This window comes from Henriciella mobilis, from assembly GCF_003576315.1.
GTDB classification, from domain to species: Bacteria; Pseudomonadota; Alphaproteobacteria; order Caulobacterales; family Hyphomonadaceae; genus Henriciella; species Henriciella mobilis.
Map to the genome: position 1 here is coordinate 49,075 of NZ_QWFZ01000035.1, position 20,875 is coordinate 69,949.

General features: G+C 61.3%; 12 protein-coding genes. 7 read left to right on the forward strand and 5 right to left on the reverse strand.

What is annotated here, in order from left to right; all coding sequences use genetic code 11:
• The first annotated feature begins 3 nt into the window (after positions 1-3).
• Entirely contained in the window at positions 4-798 is a 795-nt protein-coding gene (locus D1227_RS16535) for a crotonase/enoyl-CoA hydratase family protein (protein WP_119375180.1), read from the forward strand.
• 335 nt (positions 799-1,133) lie between these two features.
• Here the strand turns inward: D1227_RS16535 and D1227_RS16540 are convergent, their stop codons facing one another.
• On the reverse strand, positions 1,134-3,704 hold the full coding sequence (locus D1227_RS16540; protein WP_119405466.1) for a TonB-dependent receptor: 2,571 nt from the start codon (positions 3,702-3,704) through the stop codon (positions 1,134-1,136).
• Between the two features lie 153 nt (positions 3,705-3,857).
• On the opposite strand from D1227_RS16540, the gene D1227_RS16545 reads away from it, so the two are divergent.
• The 4 genes from D1227_RS16545 (at position 3,858) to D1227_RS16560 (ending at position 11,218) form a co-directional block, all read left to right on the forward strand.
• Positions 3,858-5,438, forward strand: coding sequence for a tetratricopeptide repeat-containing sulfotransferase family protein (locus D1227_RS16545; RefSeq protein ID WP_119405467.1), 1,581 nt, complete (start codon positions 3,858-3,860; stop codon positions 5,436-5,438).
• 89 nt (positions 5,439-5,527) lie between these two features.
• Entirely contained in the window at positions 5,528-6,760 is a 1,233-nt protein-coding gene (locus D1227_RS16550; RefSeq protein ID WP_119405468.1) for an NRAMP family divalent metal transporter, read from the forward strand.
• Complete coding sequence (locus D1227_RS16555) at positions 6,757-10,380, forward strand: hydantoinase B/oxoprolinase family protein (protein WP_119405469.1); 3,624 nt, start codon at positions 6,757-6,759, stop codon at positions 10,378-10,380. Before D1227_RS16550 ends, D1227_RS16555 begins: the two co-directional genes overlap by 4 nt.
• A complete protein-coding gene (locus D1227_RS16560; RefSeq protein WP_158586697.1) occupies positions 10,367-11,218 on the forward strand; it encodes an aminotransferase class IV in 852 nt (283 codons plus the stop codon). The genes D1227_RS16555 and D1227_RS16560 overlap by 14 nt, the downstream gene beginning before the upstream one ends.
• A 5-nt stretch (positions 11,219-11,223) precedes the next feature.
• Here D1227_RS16560 and D1227_RS16565 read toward each other — a convergent pair whose 3' ends face one another.
• Both D1227_RS16565 and D1227_RS16570 read right to left on the reverse strand, forming a co-directional pair.
• Positions 11,224-13,008: a sodium:solute symporter family protein gene (locus tag D1227_RS16565; protein WP_119405471.1), complete on the reverse strand. Its 1,785-nt coding sequence runs from the start codon at positions 13,006-13,008 to the stop codon at positions 11,224-11,226.
• Position 13,009: 1 nt separating this feature from the next.
• Positions 13,010-13,276 carry a DUF4212 domain-containing protein gene (locus D1227_RS16570; protein WP_119375174.1) on the reverse strand — a complete coding sequence of 89 codons (267 nt, stop codon included), beginning with the start codon at positions 13,274-13,276 and terminating at the stop codon, positions 13,010-13,012.
• Between the two features lie 747 nt (positions 13,277-14,023).
• Here D1227_RS16570 and D1227_RS16575 point away from each other — a divergent pair.
• Positions 14,024-15,727 carry a class I adenylate-forming enzyme family protein gene (locus D1227_RS16575; RefSeq protein ID WP_119405472.1) on the forward strand — a complete coding sequence of 568 codons (1,704 nt, stop codon included), beginning with the start codon at positions 14,024-14,026 and terminating at the stop codon, positions 15,725-15,727.
• Positions 15,728-15,774: 47 nt separating this feature from the next.
• Here D1227_RS16575 and D1227_RS16580 read toward each other — a convergent pair whose 3' ends face one another.
• The gene (locus tag D1227_RS16580) at positions 15,775-17,991 is read right to left on the reverse strand and encodes a M3 family metallopeptidase (RefSeq protein ID WP_119405473.1); all 2,217 of its coding nucleotides are present in this window, start codon (positions 17,989-17,991) and stop codon (positions 15,775-15,777) included.
• 208 nt (positions 17,992-18,199) lie between these two features.
• On the opposite strand from D1227_RS16580, the gene D1227_RS16585 reads away from it, so the two are divergent.
• On the forward strand, positions 18,200-19,858 hold the full coding sequence (locus D1227_RS16585; protein WP_119405474.1) for a non-ribosomal peptide synthetase: 1,659 nt from the start codon (positions 18,200-18,202) through the stop codon (positions 19,856-19,858).
• 11 nt (positions 19,859-19,869) lie between these two features.
• Here D1227_RS16585 and D1227_RS16590 read toward each other — a convergent pair whose 3' ends face one another.
• Entirely contained in the window at positions 19,870-20,865 is a 996-nt protein-coding gene (locus D1227_RS16590; protein WP_119405475.1) for an acyltransferase family protein, read from the reverse strand.
• Positions 20,866-20,875 lie beyond the last annotated feature (10 nt).

Genomic DNA, 20,875 nt, shown 5'->3' on the forward strand with positions numbered 1-20,875 from the left:
CTGATGTCTGAGAAGCCAGAAAGCGTTGGAAAAGAAGTCCTGTATGAAGTGAAGGACCATATCGCCGTCGTTACACTCAATCGCCCAGACAAACGTAATGCGGTAAACGGTGCCGTCGCTTCAGCGCTCGGCTGGATCTGCGAGGAGACGGAGCGTGACCCCGATGTACGGGTCTGCATTCTGACGTCTTCACTTGAATCGACTTTCTGCGCCGGCGCGGACCTGTCCGAAATTTCGAAAGGCAACGCCGCATCCCTGTCGACCAAAGCCGGCGGCTTTGCCGGATTCGTCCGCTTCCCGCGCACCAAACCCTGGATCGCAGCGGTTCGCGGAAACGCTCTGGCTGGCGGCTGTGAACTTCCGCTCGCCTGCGACATGATCGTCGCGGCAGACGATTCCCGTTTCGGCCTTCCCGAAGTCAAACGTGGGATTTTTGCCGGCGCAGGCGGTGTTTTCCGGCTTCCGCGCGCCCTTCCCCGGAACGTCGCACTGGAAATCGTCGCCACCGGCGATCCGATGCCTGCGGAAAGAATGTACCAGCTCGGCCTGGTCAATCGCATGGTTGCCTCCGACAAGGTCCTTGAGGAAGCCAAGTCGCTTGCTGGCCAAATCGGTGTGAATGCGCCACTCGCTGTCCAGAAGAGCCTTGAGGTCGCCAGACAGGCCTTCGAGGGCACCGAAGAGGAGCTCTGGAAAAAGTCCGGCGCAGCATCTGCGATTGTGTTCTCAAGCGAAGACGCCAAGGAAGGACCGCGTGCCTTCCTTGAAAAGCGCGCACCTGTCTGGAAAGGCAAATAAAAAATTGCGCCGTCCGGGCGGAATGAGCGTGCCCGGACGGCGCAGTTGCAGCCTTGCAAGCCCCTCAACTCACAAGTCTGCAAGGCTCCAAGGTCGGGATCGAGGAGTCGGAGGCTCAATCCCAGCGAAGCCGTCAAATCAACGTTAACCCGGTGAACGCCGGCACAATATCCGTAAGAACCCGTAGGCGAGGAAGTGGGCTGGCTCTGTCGGCCACGGCGTTCCGGCCAATCTCTTCTGTCACACAGCGGCGGCCAATAAAAAGCCCCGCTCGCCGGACTGGCGAACGGGGCCGAATGGTCCGCCCGCTGCGCGGGCAGAACCTCTAAAAATGATCAGTTGCCGAAGCGGATCTTCGCCCGCACACCGATCGTCCGCGGCGCACCCAGCGTCGCGTAATGCGAACGCACGGTGACAGGATCGCCATTGATATCCGACACAATCTGATTGGACAGCGGAGTCGAGATGATGCCGGTCTCGATGTACTCGTCGAACAGATTGTTGACGTAGAGCGAGACGGACCAGTCTTCCGCGTCATAGGTCGCCTTGGCATTGGCAACACCATAGGACGGGATCGCAACCGACGAACCGCGTCCCCCCGTGCGGGTCAGGATATCATCTTGCCAGGCATAGGAGCCGTTGAAGATCAGCTGGTTACCGTTGGCGAGCGGCACATAATACTGACCGAACACCGAGAACTGGCTTTCAGGCGAACCCGGCAGGCGGTCGCCAGCCTTGCCGTCCTCGAAAGCCGTGCCAAAGCCTGGCGGCGTGATCGTACGGATCAGGAACGGCACGTCTTCTGTCAGCTCGGTCTTTGCATAGGAATATGAACCGCGAAGATCGAATTGATCTGTGACACGCCATGAGCCCTGAAGTTCGATGCCGGTCGATTCAGCGCCTGCCGCGTTGACCGTGATCGGAATGTTCGCGTTCACTGTGGCAGAAGCGACCTGAGGATCTGTCCATTCGACATAGAAGATCGCACCATTCAGGATGAGATCTCCGCCGAGCCAGGCCGTCTTGGCGCCAATCTCATAGTTGGTTGTCTTGTCTGGGCCAAACTGGCGCTCGTCGAACTGAGCAATATCGCCCGGATTCGGACCGTACTGCTGGCCGGGTGCCAAGGCACACGCACCCTGAGTCGCATTCGGATCGAACTCATCACATTGGCCGATGCCATTGGACGCACCAACACGATAACCTTCCGAGATTGTGAAGTAAGCGAGGAAGTCGTCCGTCACATCGTAGGAAACGTTGAATTTATAGAGGAAACCATCGTCTTCCTGGGTCAGGCTTGGATCGAAAGGCAGGCCTTTGATCTGGTCCAGCGTGATCAAAGAGAAACTCGGATCCTCGAAAAGTGGGAAGAACACCGTTGTATCGTTGGGCACGGTCGGATCACCCGATGGATAGAACCGCTCGGTGATTGCACCGTCCAAGAGTTCATATTCATAGAAACGTCCACCGATTGTCGCCTTGAGCTTGTCGGTGAACTGGTAGCCGACTTCGCCGAAGATCGCCGACTCGGTCAATTCATTGTGAGCGATTGAGAAATACTCGAAGCCATCCGGGCGGTTTGTGATGAAGTCAAACCCCAGCACGTCATTGGCGTACTGCGGATAGCCCGGCACATATTCTTCAGACGTCGCAACGTTCTCCTGCTTCGAGTAGAACCCGCCGACAATCCAGTCGAACTTGCTGTCCATAGTGGAAACGAGTCGGATTTCCTGGGTGAATGTCTCGGTCTCGCCAACTTCGCGCGTGAAGGAACCGAAGGCCGGGAAAAGTTCGTATGAGTACTCAAGCGATACCAGAAGGTTGTTCTGGTCGCGCTGGCCATCGTCCTCGAATTTGGAAAGGCCGGTCGCCGACGTCAGCTCTGCAAAGCCGAGATCGGCAATGACCTCGAGCGCAAGCAGCTCGTTCTTGATCTCGTTCGGTTCAGGCACGCGAAGACCATTCTCGAAGTCACCCGCCGAGAAGATTTCAGGTCCAGCGCCGGGGAAGACAGTACGCTTATTGGAAATCCGGCGGCCGCCGACATCGACGTCCTGGAAGTAGTAGGTCAGCGTGCCATCGAGCCAGTCGGTCGGCGTCCAGCGGGCAGCAAACCGGCCGGAGACGGCTTCCTCGGTGTCGACATCGTCTTCGCGGCGCAGATTGGCCGCGACATCGGCTGGATCAGAGAAATCCGGGTCAGGATTGGAGACACCGATTTCACGAAGCAGGAAGGGCTGGTCGACGAAACCGGAATCGTCGAGGAAATCGATCGAGCCGCGGATCGCGAAGTTGTCGCCAAAGCCTTTGTTGAAGGTGAAGCCGGTATCATAGGAGAAGCTGTCGGCTTCGGAATACTGATAAACATCGGCGCGGGCTTCGACCATGTCGGTGTTGAATTGCGGCTTGACCGGAATGTAGCGGATAGCACCCGCCAGCGTACCAGCACCATAAAGCGTGCCTTGCGGCCCAAGCAGGACCTCGACGCGCTCCATGTCGTTGAGCTTGAGGTCGATGAAAAGCGGGACTTCGCCAAGATAGGTCGCGACCGTGCCGCCCCCTGAATTGTCACCATCGCCCGGGCCGATCGGGTCGGCATTGATGCCCCGCACGATGATCGGGTTGCCCTGACGCGCGCCGCGATCGACGACGTTGATCCCTGGTACGAAGGAAAGGAGGTCTGAAAGCTCGCTGATGCCTTGTTCTTCGATCTGGGCGGCGCCGACGGCGGCCACATTGATCGGGACATCCTGAACCGATCCCTCACGACGGGTTGCCGTGATGACAACAACATCCTGACGGGCGACAGCTTCTTCGCCATCAGACTCCTGTGCGGCGGCGGTTGGCAGCGCGCCCCCGATCCCAAGTGCAAACACACTTGCACCCAAAAGCCAGCTTGTTTTCATTGTTTCGTACCTCCTACATGCGGATCAAGAGGTAAGCTTTTCCCGAGACTTTCCGTTTATCAATGAATTTCGCAACCAATCGACTGCTTTTGACCGATCGGTGACACAAATGTCACAATTGTAGCGGGCAACTGACCAATTTATGGACACTTGATGACTTCAGGCGATTTTTCTCTGGTGCGTGACCTTCTTGCACGCCGTGCCTACAAGGATGCACATGCCTTGTGCATGAAGGCTATCCGGTCTGACCCTAACCGGGGCGAGCCGTACTTTCTTTTGGGAATACTCGCAGCCGACCATGAGAACCACGCCAAGGCCATAGAGCTTTATGATCGTGCCATCGGTCTTGGTGCAGCCCCCTCTGAAGCCTTGGCGCAGAAGGCGCGCAGCCTGATAGCCCTCAATCATCGCGACCAGGCGCTTGCCGCTGTCGAGCAGGCAGCTCATCACAACCCGTCCGATGCCGCGATCCTGGACACCATCGGTGTCGTGTACAGCCGCGCCGGCCTGCATGAGCGCGCCTTGCCCTGGTATGAAAAGGCGGTTGAAACTGCCCCGGGCTCCGCCCGGCTGCGCTACAATCTGGCCGTTGCACTGCAGTTTGTCGGAAAGATGGACCTGGCCCGCCAAGCCTATGAGGCGTGTCTGGAGCGTGATCCGTCGGAAACACGCGCTTTGACGGGACTAGTCCAGGTTTCACGTCAAACCGAGGACGACAACTACCTCGACCGCCTGATGGCGGCTCAGGGAGCCCTTGCCCGGCGCCCCAGCGAAAAACAGGCTGATGAAACACTCCACATCTGTCATGCCATTGCGAAAACGCTGGAAGATCTCGGCCGACACAAGGAAGCCATGAGTTGGCTCGCGCGCGGCAAGGCAGCCAAGCTTTCCACGCTGAACTATAGTTTCGACAGCGACAGTGCCCTGTTCGAGGCGGCCATCTCGACGGCGGAGTTCGATCTCGCCGACGGACGTAATCAGGCCGCCCCCGTCTTCATCGTCGGATTGCCACGGACCGGAACAACGCTCGTCGATCGCATACTGTCGAGCCACCCGGTCATGACATCCGCCGGGGAGCTCACGGATTTTGCGCTTTGCCTCAAGCGGCAGCTGAACACGCCATCGCGCTATGTCCTTGACCGCGAGACGCTGCTTGGGGCGCAGCAGGCCGACATGGACGCTTTGGGCCGGGCATATATTGCACAGGTGGGCAAGACGTTGGGTATGGAAGGCCGGTTCATTGACAAGATGCCGTTGAACGCATTTTACGCACCACTGATCCTGAAAGCTCTGCCGAATGCCCGGGTGATCTGTCTGCGCCGGCACCCGCTAGACACCGTGCTGTCGAATTATCGCCAGCTGTTTGCGACGAGCTTTTCCTATTACAATTATTCGCTGAACCTTGAGACAGCAGCCAGGTACTATGTTGGTTTCGACCGGATGATGGCCCGTTTCCGGGACGCACTTCCAGAGGATCGCTTTACCGAGGTTCACTACGAATCGATCATCGCCGACCAGGAAGGCGAAACCCGCCGATTGCTGGATTTCTGCGGCCTTGACTTCGACCCGGCCTGCCTTGCCTTTCACGAAAATGCCGCGCCCGTCGCGACAGCAAGTTCCGTTCAGGTCCGCCGACCGCTTTATTCCACCTCGCTGAACCGCTGGAGAAAGGTCGAGGATGAACTCGCACCAGCCATCGCCATTCTCGACAAGGCAGGGTTGCTGGAAGACTAAGCGATCGAACGCCGACACGGTCTGCTCTTGATCGCTGCCCCGCAAACTCTAGGGATAGCGGCTGGAAACAAGACGAGTCAGGCGCGCAAATGCCAGAAAGAAAGCGACGGTTTCGAACAGGACCGGGGACGCTGGTCGCCGCCGCCTTCATCGGGCCGGGAACCGTCACGGCCTGCACCTTGGCCGGAGCGAATTTCGGCTTCGCTCTCATTTGGGCACTCGTCTTCGCGACCATTTCCACCGTCATCCTACAAGATATGTCCGCCAGGCTTGGCGCGGGCGCACGGCTCGGTCTTGGCGAGGCCCTTCTCAAATCGGCACCTGGCTCGCTTGGTACGGCGATCGCGGCAGGGCTGATCCTGGCCGCGCTTGCAATTGGCAATGCGGCGTATGAAAGCGGGAACATCGTCGGCGGAGTCCTCGGTATAGAAGCGATTGCGGGCGAAGGCGCACGCCGGGCAATGATCCTCTCGATCGCGCTCGTGGCCGGCGCCATCCTGCTTATCGGCCGCTACAAGCCCATCGAACGGATCCTTGTAGCGCTCGTCCTGCTCATGTCCGGCGCATTCCTGCTGGCTGCTATCCTGACGCGCCCCGATCCGCTCAACCTCCTGTCTGGTCTCTGGCCGATCATTCCCGAGAACGGTCTGCTGACGACGATTGCCCTGATCGGTACGACGATTGTGCCCTATAACCTCTTCCTCCATGCGGCGGCGGCCCGGCAGCGATGGAACGACGATCCTGCCAGTGTCACCGAGGCCCGGCGCGAAGCGGCCGTATCAATCGCCCTCGGCGGCGTCGTCTCCATCCTGATCCTCTCGGCCGCAGCTGCCAGCCTCTTTGCCCGCGGCATCGAAGTTTCGAGTGCTCGCGATATGGCGCTCGCCATTGAGCCCGCTTTCGGCCCTGCGGCCCGCTACCTGATCGGGGCGGGCCTGCTGGGTGCTGGCCTGACCTCCGCAGTAACGGCGCCGATGGCAACGGCTTATGCTCTCAACGAATTACTGCCGCCGAAAACCACCGCCAGTCAGACCCGGCGCTTCCGCATCATCTCGATCTCTATTGTCGCGATTGGGGCCGCCATTGCCCTCAGTGGGGTAAAAGCCGTCTCGCTGATCCTCATCGCACAGGCCGCCAATGGGATTCTCCTGCCTGTTATTGCTGTCTTTCTTCTCTACGTCATGAACCGCCGCAGCCTCCTCGGAAAAATGGCCAATGGACCCATGGCGAATTTTGCAGGGGTAATCGTCGTCCTGATCGCCGCCCTGCTTGGCGCGCGCGGGGTGTGGCGCGCGATTGAAACAGGGCTTGCCACGTTATGAGCGACACAATTGGCGGCAAATCTGCCAATGGCTGGCACTTCTGGGTCGACCGGGGCGGGACCTTCACCGACATCATCGCCCGCAAGCCGGACGGTTCGTTCGAAATCACCAAGCTGCTTAGCGAGAATCCAGACGCCTATCAGGACGCGGCGATCGCCGGCATTCGCCATCTCACGGGGGCAGACGACGATGCAGCGCTCGACACACGTCAAGTCGAGGATGTCCGGATTGGCACCACGGTCGCCACAAACGCCCTGCTTGAGCGGAAAGGCGCCCGCACGGTTCTCATTGTGACGACTGGTTTCGCCGACCTCCTGCGCATCGGGCGTCAGGCGCGTCCGGATATTTTTGCGCTCGATATCCGGAAACCCGCCCCTCTCTATGACGTGGTGCGCGAAGTCGATGCCCGTATCGGCCTTGATGGAGCCGTCCTTTCGCCGCTGAATGAAGACGCCGCCCGCTCCATTCTGTCGGAAGCCAGGAACAATGGAGTGGCATCCTGCGCGATCGCGCTCATGAATGCGTGGAAGTTTCCGGAAATGGAACGCCGCTTGGGCGAGATTGCGCGGGAGATCGGCTTTCATCATGTCACGCTGAGCCACCAGGCCGATCCGCTGGTTGGCTATGTCGCCCGTAGCGCGACAAGCGTCGCTGACGCCTACCTCTCTCCAGTTCTGCGCACCTATGTCGACCAAGTAAGAGGCGCCCTCGGCAAGGTTCCGCTTCGATTCATGCAATCGAATGGCGGACTGGCAGACGCCGATACGTTCCAGGGAAAGGACGCGGTGCTGTCCGGCCCAGCAGGCGGCGTAGTTGGTTCGGCGCGCAGCGCTGCAGCGCTCGGTCATGACAAGGTGATCGGCTTCGACATGGGTGGCACATCGACCGACATATCGGTCTACGAAGACGGGTTCGAACGGGTCACCGAAGCCGACGTTGCCGGGACGCCGTTGCGGGTGCCGATGATGGATATCCACACCGTGGCGGCAGGCGGTGGTTCGATCATTCGCTTCGATCAGGGCCGGCTGCAGGTCGGCCCGCACAGCGCTGGCGCTGATCCGGGTCCGTGTGCCTATCGCCGCGGCGGCCCGCTGACGGTCACCGACGCGAACATTCTCCTTGGGCGTATCCAGTCGGCCTATTTCCCTGCCGTCTTTGGCCCCAGGCAAGACCAGTCCCTTGACGTAGATGCCGTCGAAGCAGCTTTTGCTCAACTTGCCAGCACTATTCAGGCAGATAGCGGGGACGCATGGACCGCGCAGGAGATCGCCGGCGGTGCGCTTCGCATTGCGGTCGCCAATATGGCCCAGGCAATCCGCAAGGTGACGCTGGAAAAGGGGCGCGATACGGACGGATTCGTTCTCCAGGCTTTTGGCGGGGCCGGTGGCCAACATGCCTGTCTGGTCGCTTCGGAACTTGGTATCGACACAGTCCTCATTCATCCCTTTTCCGGCGTTCTCTCGGCGCTCGGCATCGGGCTTGCGGACGAGATCGATATCCGCCGCGCCTCGGTCGAGAAGCCGCTCGATGAAGCCGGGGTGGCGAACGCAAGAGAGACCGTCGACGCTCTCCGCGCTGCGCAGAACGATCGGTTCGCCGGTGCCGGCCCGGAGTCGCTGGACTGGTCGCCCAGCATAGCACTTCGATATTCGGGTACGGACACGACCATCGATGTTCCACTCAATCGTGCCGAGGTCATGCGCGCCGCGTTCGAGGCAAGCCACCAGCGACAGTTCGGATTCACCACCCCCGACCGGTCGATCACGATTGAGAGCGTCACCAGCGAATTGCGACGGGCGGGCACCGATGTCCGCTTGCCGGAACGCCCCCCTCGCAGTGAAGGCAATGCCGAGGCGACAGCAACAGTTCCCGCGTGGTTTGAGGGCGAGGAGCTCGAAACGCCTGTCTATCAGCGCACCGATCTTCGTCCCGGTGATGCGATTGAAGGCCCTGCCCTGATTGTCGAGCAGACGCAGACCACGGTCGTCGATCCGGGCTGGAGCGTCAGCGTAGCCGCGCGAGGCGACCTCATCATCACACGCAAGGCCATCCAGCCACGCGGTGATATCGCCGCCCACGGGACGCCGGACCCCATACTTCTGGAACTGTTCAACAACATGTTCATGGCGATAGCCGAGCGGATGGGGGCCGTGCTGCGCGAGACGGCAACCAGCGTGAACATCAAGGAGCGCCTGGATTTCTCCTGCGCGCTCTTCGACGCAGAGGGACAGCTCCTTGCCAATGCACCGCATATGCCGGTGCATCTCGGCGCCATGGGCGAAAGTGTACGCACCGTCCTGAAGACACGCGGCACGAGCCTCAGGCCCGGCGATATGATCGCGCTCAACAATCCGTTTAATGGCGGCACCCATCTTCCGGATATCACCGTCATCTCGCCCGTTTTCGACGAAACCGGCAGCAAGATCCTTTTCTTCGTCGGCAATCGCGGCCACCACGCCGACATTGGCGGCATGACACCGGGCTCCACACCGCCTGATGCAAAAACGCTCGAGGAAGAGGGTGTTGTGATTGACGACTTCCTGTTGCGCTCGGCCGGCGAGTTCCGCGAGGCGGCCTTCCGCGACCTGCTCGCAAGCGCCGCCTACCCCGCCCGCGATCCGGATTCCAATGTCTCGGACATCCTCGCCCAGATTGCCGCGAATGAAGCGGGCGCCCGTGACGTTCAAGCCATGATCGCCCGCTATGGCTGGGCCGGCGTTTCGGCCTATGCCCGCCATGTCATGGATAATGCCGAGGAAAGCGTGCGCCGCGTGATTGACCGGCTGAGCGATGGCGAGATGCAGGTGGAAATGGATGACGGCCTGCCCCTCTGTGTCTCCATCAAGGTCGACCACGCCACTCGTTCGGCCCGGATCGACTTCTCCGGCACTGGCGCCCAGCGTCCTGGTAACTTCAATGCTCCGCCCGTCGTGACGCGGTCGGCAGTACTTTACGTCTTCCGCTGTCTGGTGGCGGACGACCTGCCCTTGAATGAAGGCTGCATGCGACCGCTGGAGCTGGTCATCCCCGATGGCAGTTTTCTCTCTCCTTCTCCAGGCAGCGCCGTGGTTGCGGGCAATACCGAGGTCAGCCAGGCGGTCTGCAATGTCCTGCTCGGCGCACTTGGTGCCTGCGCGGCAGCGCAGGGAACGATGAACAATTTCCTCTGCGGGAATGATACCTACCAGTACTACGAAACGATCTGTGGCGGCGCGGGTGCAGGCCCGGGCTTCGACGGCGCGTCTGGTGTCCACACGCATATGACCAACACCCGCATTACCGACCCTGAAATCCTTGAACTTCGCTACCCGCTGCGAGTGCGTGGCTTCTCGCTGCGGCCGGGATCGGGGGGTGCGGGCAAGCACGAGGGCGGCGACGGTGTCGTCCGCGAGATCGAAGCGCTGAGCGGGACGACGGTCACCCTGGTGTCCTCGTCCCGCTTTATCCCGCCTTTCGGACTTGCAGGCGGCGGCAATGCTGAAACCGGCCGCCAATATGTCCGTCGCAAGACCGGCGAGACGGAAGACGTCGCCGGCATTTCCCGGGTCGAGCTGGAGCCCGGCGACACAATCACCATTGAGACTCCGGGCGGTGGCGGCTACGGGCATGCCGATGAGTAAAACCGAGGACATACGACCGACCATCAGGCTGAGCCAGACGTCCGCTGGCCCGGCCGGTCGCGACCCATTCGACCTCACTGATCGGGGGCTGATGCTTGGCGATGGCGTGTTCGACACCTCCCTGATGGTTGCTGGCAAGGTCCTCCTCATGGAGGCGCACCTTGAGCGGCTCGCGAAAGACGCCGCCGCACTCGGTATCGATGTTGATCCCGGAACGCTGCGCAGCTTCGCTGCAGACGCGATTCCCGACGACGCAGAAGACGGCGCCCTTCGGCTGACCGTGACGCGCGGGCCGGGCCCCAGAGGCGTTGCCCCGCGCGCCCTCGGGGAAGCCACGCTGATCTCGAAGTTCGACCCCGGTAAACCCGCTTTCCCGGCTCCGCCCATCCGCCTGGCCTGCAGCGACATCCTGCGTAATCCCAGCGCGCCGTCCTCGCGCCGCAAGACGCTGTCCTATACGGACGCCGTCATCGGCACGCAGCGCGCGAAAGCGGCTGGCTTTGACGATGCGCTCTACTTAACGCCGGGCGGCCATGCGGCCTGTACCTCCATCGCCAATATCTTCGCCCGATTCGGGCAGACGCTGGTTACCCCGCCGCTAGAGGATGGGGTCGTCGATGGCATCATGCGCGCCTGGCTGCTCAAGACCGCGCCCGACGCCGGATTCAAGGTCGAGGTGGCAAGCCTTTCGGCACAGGCCCTCGCGCGCGCCGACGCGCTTTACCTGACAAACAGCCTGCAGCTTATCAGGGCGGTGGAGGGGTTGGACGATATTCGCTTCGATGCCGCGTTGCCCGTCTCTCTCGTCGAGCTTTTCACGGATCTGCTGGACAGTTGAACGCGCTACTCCCGGCTGAGCGGCGCCATATCCGCGTCTCCCTGGCCATGCGCTGTCCGCGTACCTGGCACCCGGATGTCCTCGACAAGGTCCTGGATGTCCTGCGGCGGCGCCTTGGTGGCGAGCGCCACCGCGATCCCGACCGCAGCCGACAGCCACATGAAGACAAAGCCAATCCCTTCCGGCGAGACACCGAACAGCCAGTGCGCCGGATCGGTGTCGACGAACTTGAACCAGTAGATATAGCCGAACGTCGTCACGAGCCCCGTGATCATGGCAGAGATCGCGCCTTCCCGATTCATCCGCGTCCAGAAAATGCCGAGGAAGATGACCGGGAAAAGCGATGCCGCTGCGAGCCCGAAAGCAAAGGCGACCACCTGGGCAACGAAGCCGAGATTATTGGAGAAGATGCCAAGCAGCCCGGCCGCCAGCACAGCGCCAGCCGCAGCCTTGCGCGCCACGCGCAGTTCGGTCTTGTCATTCATGCCCTTGAACAGGGTTCGCCGGCAGAGGTCATGGCTGACGGCTGAACTGATCACCATGAGGAGGCCCGCCGCCGTCGATAGCGCTGCCGCAAGCCCCCCGGCCACGACGAGCCCGATCACCCAGCCGGGCAGGTTTGCGATCTGCGGATTGGCGAGGACGAAGATGTCATTATTGGGCGTCACCTCGTTCGCGACGCCATCGGGGGCATTCGGCCCGCGATACTGCATGATGCCGTCGCCATTCTTGTCCTCGAAGGCGACCAGGCCTGTCGGCTCCCAGTCCTTGTACCAGGTGGGCACAGGCTTGCCGCCTTCAGCCTCGATTTCTGCAGCCCGCGCTTCGTAATTTTCCTCGTCGGAAATGTAGGTCGACTCGTTCACCGTATCGATGAAGTTGATCCGCGCGAAAGCGCCCACCGCCGGCGCCGTGGTGTAGAGGAGCGCGATAAAGATCAGCGCCCAGCCGGCCGATACCCGCGCCGCGCCCGCGCTCTTCACCGTGAAGAAACGGATGATGACATGCGGCAGCCCCGCCGTCCCAAACATCAGGGCAGCGGTGATGCAGAAGACGTCGATCATCGACTTGTTGGTCTCGGTATATTCAAGGAAGCCGAGATCGGTGACGACGGTGTTGAGCTTCTCCAGCATGGAGATGCCCTCGCCTTTGGCCTCGCCGATGAAGCCAAGTTGCGGGACCGGGTTGCCCGTGATGATGATCGACATGAAGATCGCCGGGACGGTGTAGGCGAAGATGAGCACGCAATACTGCGCAACCTGCGTATAGGTGACGCCCTTCATCCCGCCCAGGACGGCGTAGAAGAAAACGATCACCATGCCGATGATGATGCCCCACTCGAAGGGCACGCCCAGGAAGCCTGAAAAGGCCACGCCGACGCCCTTCATCTGCCCTGCGATGTAGGTGAACGAGACGAACAGGGCGCAAACCACCGCGATCACGCGTGCGGTCGTGGAATAGTACCGGTCGCCGACAAAATCCGGCACGGTGAACTTGCCGAACTCCCGCAGGAATGGCGCAAGCAGCAGGGCGAGCAACACATACCCGCCCGTCCAGCCCATCAGATAGACCGAACCGCCATAGCCCATGAAGGCGATGAGCCCCGCCATGGACAGGAAGGAGGCCGCCGACATCCAGTCGGCTGCCGTCGCCATGCCATTGACGGTCGGGTGGACGTCATGGCCGGCGACGTAGAAATCGTCGGTCGAACCGGCCCGCGCCCAGATGGCGATGCCGATATAAAGCGCGAATGTCGTGACGACGAAAAAAAGGGTCCACGGGTCGAGCATGTCAGGCCTCCACCCCGTGCTTCTTCTCGATCCGGCGCATGGCCCAGCAATAGAAGAAGATCAGGCCGACAAAGACGTAGATGGCGCCTTGCTGGGCGAACCAGAAGCCGAGCGGCGCCCCGCCAATGGAGACCTGGTCGAGCCAGTCACGCAGCAGGATGCCCGCGCCATAGGAGACGACAAACCAGATCACCAGCAGGCCGATGGTCAGCCGGACGGTGTCTTTCCAATAGGCTTTCGCGCGCGCTCTAGCGGTTTCGTCTGCCATATGGCCCTCCCCTTTAATGCTTCGCCGACTCTCATGGCCGCTTTTTGGAGATGGTACGGATCAATTCTGCAAGCTGCAATCGACAATCCGGTTTGCGTGCCTGCGGGCTTGTCTCGGAAGGAACGGATGTGCAGCTCTGGCCGCCCGGAGCCGGATCCATGTGAGGCGCCCCAGCGCCGATGCGGGATCAAATCTGCCCTCCCTGCGCCAAAACCGCCACGAGCCGGCGGCCCTGGCGTTTCGAACAGACTGCCCTGTGAATGACAGGGCCGGGCGCGTCCGGTTTGAACGCTGAAGTGACTGCCGCTCTTTCGAGACGGCGATAGAGCGCCCGAACCGGACGCGCCCGCGGAAGCTTGCCCGCTCGTTTGACGCGGGCCGCCCAGAGGTGACACATGGACGAGCCGTCGCCCACGCGCACAAGTCGATAGCGCCGACCGCCCATGGCAGGGGCGTTACACCCTGCCGGCAGCACTGGTCACTTCCGCCCCAGCTCCTTGCGAAGCCCTCTTCAGACCAGCCGCGTGCTCGCTTGCCCGCTGCCTGCCTCAAGAAGCGCACCCACCGGTCGGTCCGGACCGCCCTGCCCGGGTGCGAGGTGAGGCGATTATGCCGGTGAAGCGGCAGGGGCGGAAACTATGGGGAACATTTTTGCACACATCGCCCGCTTTCCCCCGCGTTCAGCGTTTCGCGGGGCGCTGGTGCATGTTACTTCACTAGGCAAACAAAAAATTCTCTGGAGGAACCATGCATTATGCCGAGCTGAAGCGGGCCCGTGATGAATTGACCGGGCCGGGCGCAGACTTCGAGATCGTCGAGGCCGACGTTCTCGGCAACCGTATCCGCACCTGGAAGAACGCCCCGCCGAGCGTGCGAGAAGTGTGGCTTGCGACCCGCGAATTCGCTGACCGTGACTATCTCGCCTATCACGATGAAACGCTGACCTACGCCGAAACGCATGCGCTGACCGCATCGGTCGCCAACTGGCTGTTTGCGCAAGGCGTGAAACCGGGCGACCGCGTCGCGATTGCCATGCGCAATTATCCCGAATGGATGATCATCTACTGGGCGTGCTGCTCGGTCGGCATCACCGTTGTCGGCATGAACGCCTGGTGGACGGCCGAGGAAATGGCCTACGCGCTGAAGGATTCAGAGCCGAAAGTCATCTTCCTCGACAGTGAGCGCCTGGCCCGCGTGCGCGAGAACCCGGACATGGTCGCCGGCACAACGCTGGTCGGGGTGCGGCTGGACGATTACCCCGCCGATGTCACCCCTTGGAGCGATGTGGTCGCCACGGGCGGCGAGATGCCCGAGGTCACGGTCGACCCGGACAGCGATGCCTGCATCTTCTACACATCCGGCACGACGGGCTTTCCGAAAGGCGCGCAGCTCACCCATCGCGGCTGCGTGTCGAACCTGTACAACATGCTCTACGCCCGCGCCTCCTCCGCGCTGGCCGTCATGTATGCCACCGGCGAGGTGCCGCCCGATCCGCCGCCGGTCCCGGTGACGCTGATCAACACGCCGCTCTTTCACGTCACCGCCAACAATTGCGCCGCCTATGCCGTCACCGCAGCCGGCGGCAAGATGGTGCTGATGTACAAGTGGGATGCGGGCGAGGCGTTGCGCCTGATCGAAACACACCGGATCATGACGGTGAGCGGTGTGCCCGTCATGGCGCGCGAACTCATCAACCATCCCGACTTCGACAAGACCGATACGTCCAGCCTGATGGCGCTTGGCGGCGGCGGCGCGCAAGTCCCGCCGGACCTCGTCCTGAAAATCGAGGAAAAAGTGGCCACCGCGCGCCCGAACACAGGCTATGGCATGACTGAAACCTGCGGCATCATCACGTCCGTCGCAGCCGACTTCTATGTCGACCGGCCTGACAGTGCTGGCCCGGCCATGCCAAGCTACGAGGCCAAATGTGTCGATCCGGACGGCAATGAAGTGCCGCAGGGCGAGACCGGCGAGCTCTGGGTGCGCGGCTCATCCGTCATCAAGGGCTATATCAACCGCCCGGACGCGACCGCTGAAACCATCACCGATGGCTGGCTGCATACGGGCGACATTGCGCGCATCGACGAGGATGGCTTCATCTATATCGTCGACCGAAAGAAGGACATGGTGCTACGTGGCGGCGAGAACATCTACTGCGCCGAGGTCGAGGCCGGCCTGTATCGTCATCCGGCCGTGGCCGAATGCTCTGTCTTCGGCCTGCCAGATGAGCGCCTCGGTGAGGAAGTTGCTGCGGCCATCGTCGCCAAGCCCGGCGAAACGCTGAGCGAGGACGCCATCCGCGAGCACTGCCTCACCATCATGGCCAAGCACAAGGTGCCGCGCTTCATCTGGATTCTCGACGAGGCCCTGCCCCGCAATGCCAGCGGCAAATTCCTCAAGCGCGACCTGAAGGAGCAGCTGCTCCAGCAGCTTGCCCAGGCCAGCAGCTGATCTCGTCCCCGGCCGCCTTCAGGCGGCCGGGAACTAGCTCACAAGACCTATTCGCCCGCCGATTCGTCGGGAACCGGGAAGCCCCGGTCACGCATCAGGGCGTTGGTATCGGGCGCATGACCGCGGAAGGCCATGTAGGCATCCGACGGCGACATGGTGTTGCCGACAGACAGGATCCACTTACCGAACGCGTCGGCGGTCTCCCGGTCGTAAGGCCCACCAGCTTCTTCAAACGCTTCCCAAGCGTCGGCACTGAATGTGTCGGCCCACAGATAGGCATAATAGCCGGCCGCATAGCCCTCGCCTGAGAAGACGTGGGCAAATTGCGGCATGCGGTGGCGCATTGGCAGCTCCTCCGGCATGCCGAGGCTCTCGAGCGTTTCACGCTCGAACGTATCAGCGTCGAAGCCTTCGAAGTCTGTCATCGTGTGCAGTTTCATGTCGACCAGCGCGCTGGCGAGATACTCGGTCGTGTCGAAGCCCTGACGCGCATTCGCCGCCCGCTCGATCTTGTCGACCAGTTCCTGCGGGATAGGCTCGCCGGTCTCGACGTGAAGCGCATAGTTCGAGAGCACCTCACGCGTCGGCAGCCAGTTTTCATGGACCTGGCTCGGGAACTCGACATAATCACGCGGCACGGCAGTGCCCGCCAGCGACGGATAGGTCACGTTCGAGTTCAGCCCGTGCAGGGCATGGCCGAATTCATGGAACAGCGTCGTGGCATCGTCCCAGGAAATGAGGACCGGTTCGCCCTCGCCCACCTTCACGAAGTTGGAATTGTTGGACACGATGGGCGTGGTGAACCCGTCTAAGTTGTCCTGCGTGCGGTAAGCATTCATCCAGGCGCCGGAGCGCTTGCCCGCGCGTGCATAGGGATCGAAGTACCACAGGCCGAGATGCTCGCCGTCGCGGGTCACTTCCCAGACGCGGACATCTTCATGGAAGACAGGCACGTCGTCGATCTGCGTGAACTCCATGCCGTAAAGCTCGCCGGCCATCCAGAACATGCCTTCGCGGAGGTTCTCCAGCTGCAGGTACTGTTTCACGGCTTCGGAGTCGAAGTCGTACTCCGCCTGGCGGACTTTTTCGGCATAGTAGCGATAGTCCCATGGCGCGATCTCGAAGTCGGCCCCTTCGGCATCGGCCATCGCCTGCATGGCAGCGACTTCCTCGGAAACCTTCGCCTTGGCCGCCGGCCACACTTTCATCATCAGCTCCATCGCTGCCTTCGGCGTGCCGGCGACATTCTTCTCAAGGGCCCAGGCCGCATAATTGTCATAGCCGAGCAGTTCGGAGCGTTCCGCCCGCAGCTTCATGATGTCGGCGATGACGGCATTGTTGTCATACTCATCGCCATTGTCGCCGCGATCGTAATAGGTGCGCCAGACCTCTTCACGCAGGGCCCGGTTGTCGGAGAAGGTCAGGAAGGGATCCATCGAGGAGCGCGTGTTGAGGATGGCATACTCCCCGCCTTCATTGTCGCGCGAAGCAGCAGCCGATTTCGCTGCGCTGACGACCGATGGCGGAAGGCCCTCAAGCTGGTCCTCGGTGAGCCAGGTGACATAGGCTTCCTCGTCGTGGAGGAGGTTGTTCGAGAAGGTCGTATAGAGCGATGCGAGTGCCTGGTTGATCTCGGCGACACGCGCCTTGTCGGCATCGTCAAGGCCAGCCCCGGCGCGCGTGAAGTCTGTGTAGTAGTCCCAGACCAGGCGCTGCTGCTCGGGGTTGAGCGTGCTGTATTCGTCGCCATTGTAGATCGCATCGATGCGTTCGAAGAGCGCCTCATTCTGATAGAACTCATCACGGAAAGCGGCGAGCTTCGGCGCCATCTCGCGCTGGACCGCCTGCACGTCCGGGCTGCTGAGGTTCGACGACCAGATGCCGAACAGGGTCGAGACACGGTCCAGTTCGGCCGCGCCCTCTTCCAGAACGAGGATCGTATTGTCGAAGGTCGCCGGAGCATCCTGCGCCGTCAGGGCGTCGAGCTCTTCGCGAGCGCTGTCGATGGCCGATTCAAGCGCAGGCTGAAACATCGAGACCTCAACCGCATCGAATGGCGGCACACCGGCATAGGGCCCGGACCACTCGGCCGTCAGGATGCGCCACGACTCATCCTGCGCGGGCGTGTCGGCGTCGGCCTCTTCGGATGGGCTGTCTGCAGTCTCGCTGTCGATCGCTGCAGCGGTTTCGGTCGGCGCGGCCTCGCATCCGGAGATCGCCATGAGGGCGAGCGCCGATGCGCTGAAAAGCAAGCTCGGTTTCATCGAATATGGCTCCTGGTTCCAACATGCCCTTTCATGACAGGGCGGGCAAAAAACATCCAGTTTCAAAAGAAACTATGTCGTTGACTTTAGCAGCGGCCGGGAAATGGCCAATGCGTCAGCTGCTACACATTTCACTGTATTTTTTTGCAACAGGATGGTCTGATGATTGCAAGCTGTACGCAGTCGTACAGGCAGGTGGGGACCTGACATGCCATTTCTGAACGGTTTCGCCGTGGCGGACGGGAGCCGCGTTGCGCTGATCGCCCCGGATGAAGGCGCATCAATTACTTATGCCGAGCTGGACGCGCGCGCGAACGCCGCTGCAGAAGCCCTCCGGAACGGCCGTAACCTGGTCTTCATCGAGGCGCGCAACACAATCCAGTCGGTCGTGAATTACTGCGCGGCCCTGCGCAGCGGGTCGGTCGTTCATCTGCTGGACTCCTTCGAGACTGAGAAGACGCAATCGCTGATCGACGCCTACGCCCCCAATGTACTGATGTCGGACGATGCGACCGAGACGTTCAATTCCCGACCACTCGACCTGCACCCGGACCTCGCCGTCCTGCTGTCGACATCGGGAAGCACAGGCACACCGAAATTCGTAAAGCTGTCGCGCGAGAACCTGAAGGCCAATGCCCGGTCCATCGTCGACTATCTCGGGATCACGCCTGCTGACCGTGCGCTCAACAATCTGAAGCCGCACTATTCCTTCGGCCTGTCCATCATCAACTCACACTTCGAGGCCGGCGCCAGTATCGTGCTGACCGACCGGTCCTGGATGGAAGACGCATTCTGGCAGACCCTCGACGAGACGCGCGCGACCAGTATTTCCGGGGTGCCCTACAGCTATGAGATGCTGGAGCGACGTCAGTTCGACCCGGCTGACCATGCCAGCCTGCGCTATGCGGCACAGGCAGGAGGCAAGCTGCACCCCCGCCTCGTCAGGCATTTCGCCGACCTCTTCTCGCGCTGCGGCAAGGAATTCTTTGTCATGTACGGCCAGACCGAAGCAGCGCCGCGCATGTCCTTCCTGCCGCCGGACATGGCCGCGGACTATCCCCACTCCATCGGCCGCGCTATTCCAGGCGGCGAACTCATGGTTCTCGATGACGATGGCGTACCCGTCGAAAACCTGGGCGAGGAAGGCATTCTCGCTTACCGCGGCGCCAATGTGATGATGGGCTATGCGCTCGAGCCGGGCGAACTGGCCAGCGACGATACGCCAGACATCCTCCTGACCGGAGACCTTGCCCGCGAAATCGCACCGGACCTGTTCGAGATCACCGGGCGCGTAAGCCGGTTTGTGAAACCTTTCGGCCTGCGCATCAGCCTCGACCAGGTGGAAGCATTTGCAAAGACCATGCATGCCCATGCCGCCGTCACCGGGACGGACGAAAAGATTGTCATTGCCCTGGAAGGCGATCTGGGCCCCCAAGCGGGTCGCGAGATCGTCGATGCCAGCAGCGAGCGGTTCTCCCTGCCGGCAGAGACGTTCGAAACCCGGATGTTCGACGCATTGCCGCTGCTGTCAAACGGCAAGATCGATTACGCGGCGATCAAGCGCGCGGGCTCCACGGAACGTGTATCGGTGTTCCGGCGGATCGCCTTTCTGATCAAGGATGCGCTTGGTTTCAGCCAGGACCGGCCGGAAACCATCATGGAGGCTTTCCGATCCGTCATGCAGACCGACCACGTCTCTGCAGACGATACATTCGAGAGCCTTGGCGGCGACTCCCTGTCCTATGTCAGCCTGACGCTCGAACTGGAACAGCTGCTCGGCCAGAACCTGCCGCGCAACTGGACATCCACCAGCATCGATGGGCTCGAAGCGCTGCGCGAGGACGCCCGTCTTGTCCGGATGGCCTGACCGGCTGACTGTCAGGCCGCGATAAGGGTCCGGCTGCGGTCTCTCAGCAGGATCTTCAGCACCACAAAGCTTGCGACCGACAGCAATACGGTCGCCGCGAAGTAGACCGGCAGCGTCACCAGCGCCGGCACATCGGCAAGGAAATGACTGTCGATGAGCCGGAAGACGGCAACGAAATAGCCATGCACGAAGAAGATGAAGAAGCTGATCCGTGCAAACAGGTCCAGCCAGCGCGTGCGATGGTTCATGAAGGCGTAGAACAGGCTGAACAGACACACCGACATCACAAGCTCGATCAGCAGGTGCAGGCGCATCTTGAAGGCATGGGATGCATCACCGAGCATCGGCAGGCTGGCGCTGAATACGAGCAGGACCAGCGCCACGAACACGGCGCCTTTGGCATGGGTCCGGTAGAGGCCCGGCCGCGCCGCCAGCAACATCCCAAGAAGGAAGGCCGGCAGGAAATAGACCGACTCCAGTTCCGGGAACTTGTCGCTCTCGGGACGCCCGACAATTACCCCGACAACGACACTCAGCAGGAACACGATTGCCAGAGCTCCTACCCTGTCTTTCAGGAGGACAAACAAGGGTGACAGCGCAAACAGCGTGATGATCATCGGGATGAACCAGAGCGGGCCGAGGTGCGCGCCAGTGGCGTAGAGGAACCCGACCTGCAAGACCGGGTTCAGGCTGGAAAACCAGTCCATGTCCATCCAGGCATGGTCGGTCTTGATCCCCAGGCAGTAGATGGCGATCGCCGGTATGGACAGGACAAGGTAAGGCAGGATGATCGCCTTGAACTTGCCGAGCATGAACCGCCCATAGCTGAAGTCATTCGTCGTGAAACTGAACAGGAAGCCGGCGATGGCGACAAAGTAGAACGTGTCGTTACCGATCGCGGAGTCCAGGTAGCGGAATATTTCCGGCTGTACCTCGTAGACCGACAGACAGTGCGTCAGGACGATCAGCAGGATTGCTGCGCCCCTGAAATTGTTTACGTGATACATCCCCACCCCA

Coding starts and splice junctions, on each gene's coding strand:
- D1227_RS16535 (WP_119375180.1), top strand. CDS start 4: ATGTCTGAGAAGCCAGAAAGCGTTGGAAAAGAAGTCCTGTATGAAGTG.
- D1227_RS16540 (WP_119405466.1), bottom strand. CDS start 3,704: ATGAAAACAAGCTGGCTTTTGGGTGCAAGTGTGTTTGCACTTGGGATC.
- D1227_RS16545 (WP_119405467.1), top strand. CDS start 3,858: ATGACTTCAGGCGATTTTTCTCTGGTGCGTGACCTTCTTGCACGCCGT.
- D1227_RS16550 (WP_119405468.1), top strand. CDS start 5,528: ATGCCAGAAAGAAAGCGACGGTTTCGAACAGGACCGGGGACGCTGGTC.
- D1227_RS16555 (WP_119405469.1), top strand. CDS start 6,757: ATGAGCGACACAATTGGCGGCAAATCTGCCAATGGCTGGCACTTCTGG.
- D1227_RS16560 (WP_158586697.1), top strand. CDS start 10,367: ATGCCGATGAGTAAAACCGAGGACATACGACCGACCATCAGGCTGAGC.
- D1227_RS16565 (WP_119405471.1), bottom strand. CDS start 13,008: ATGCTCGACCCGTGGACCCTTTTTTTCGTCGTCACGACATTCGCGCTT.
- D1227_RS16570 (WP_119375174.1), bottom strand. CDS start 13,276: ATGGCAGACGAAACCGCTAGAGCGCGCGCGAAAGCCTATTGGAAAGAC.
- D1227_RS16575 (WP_119405472.1), top strand. CDS start 14,024: ATGCATTATGCCGAGCTGAAGCGGGCCCGTGATGAATTGACCGGGCCG.
- D1227_RS16580 (WP_119405473.1), bottom strand. CDS start 17,991: ATGAAACCGAGCTTGCTTTTCAGCGCATCGGCGCTCGCCCTCATGGCG.
- D1227_RS16585 (WP_119405474.1), top strand. CDS start 18,200: ATGCCATTTCTGAACGGTTTCGCCGTGGCGGACGGGAGCCGCGTTGCG.
- D1227_RS16590 (WP_119405475.1), bottom strand. CDS start 20,865: ATGTATCACGTAAACAATTTCAGGGGCGCAGCAATCCTGCTGATCGTC.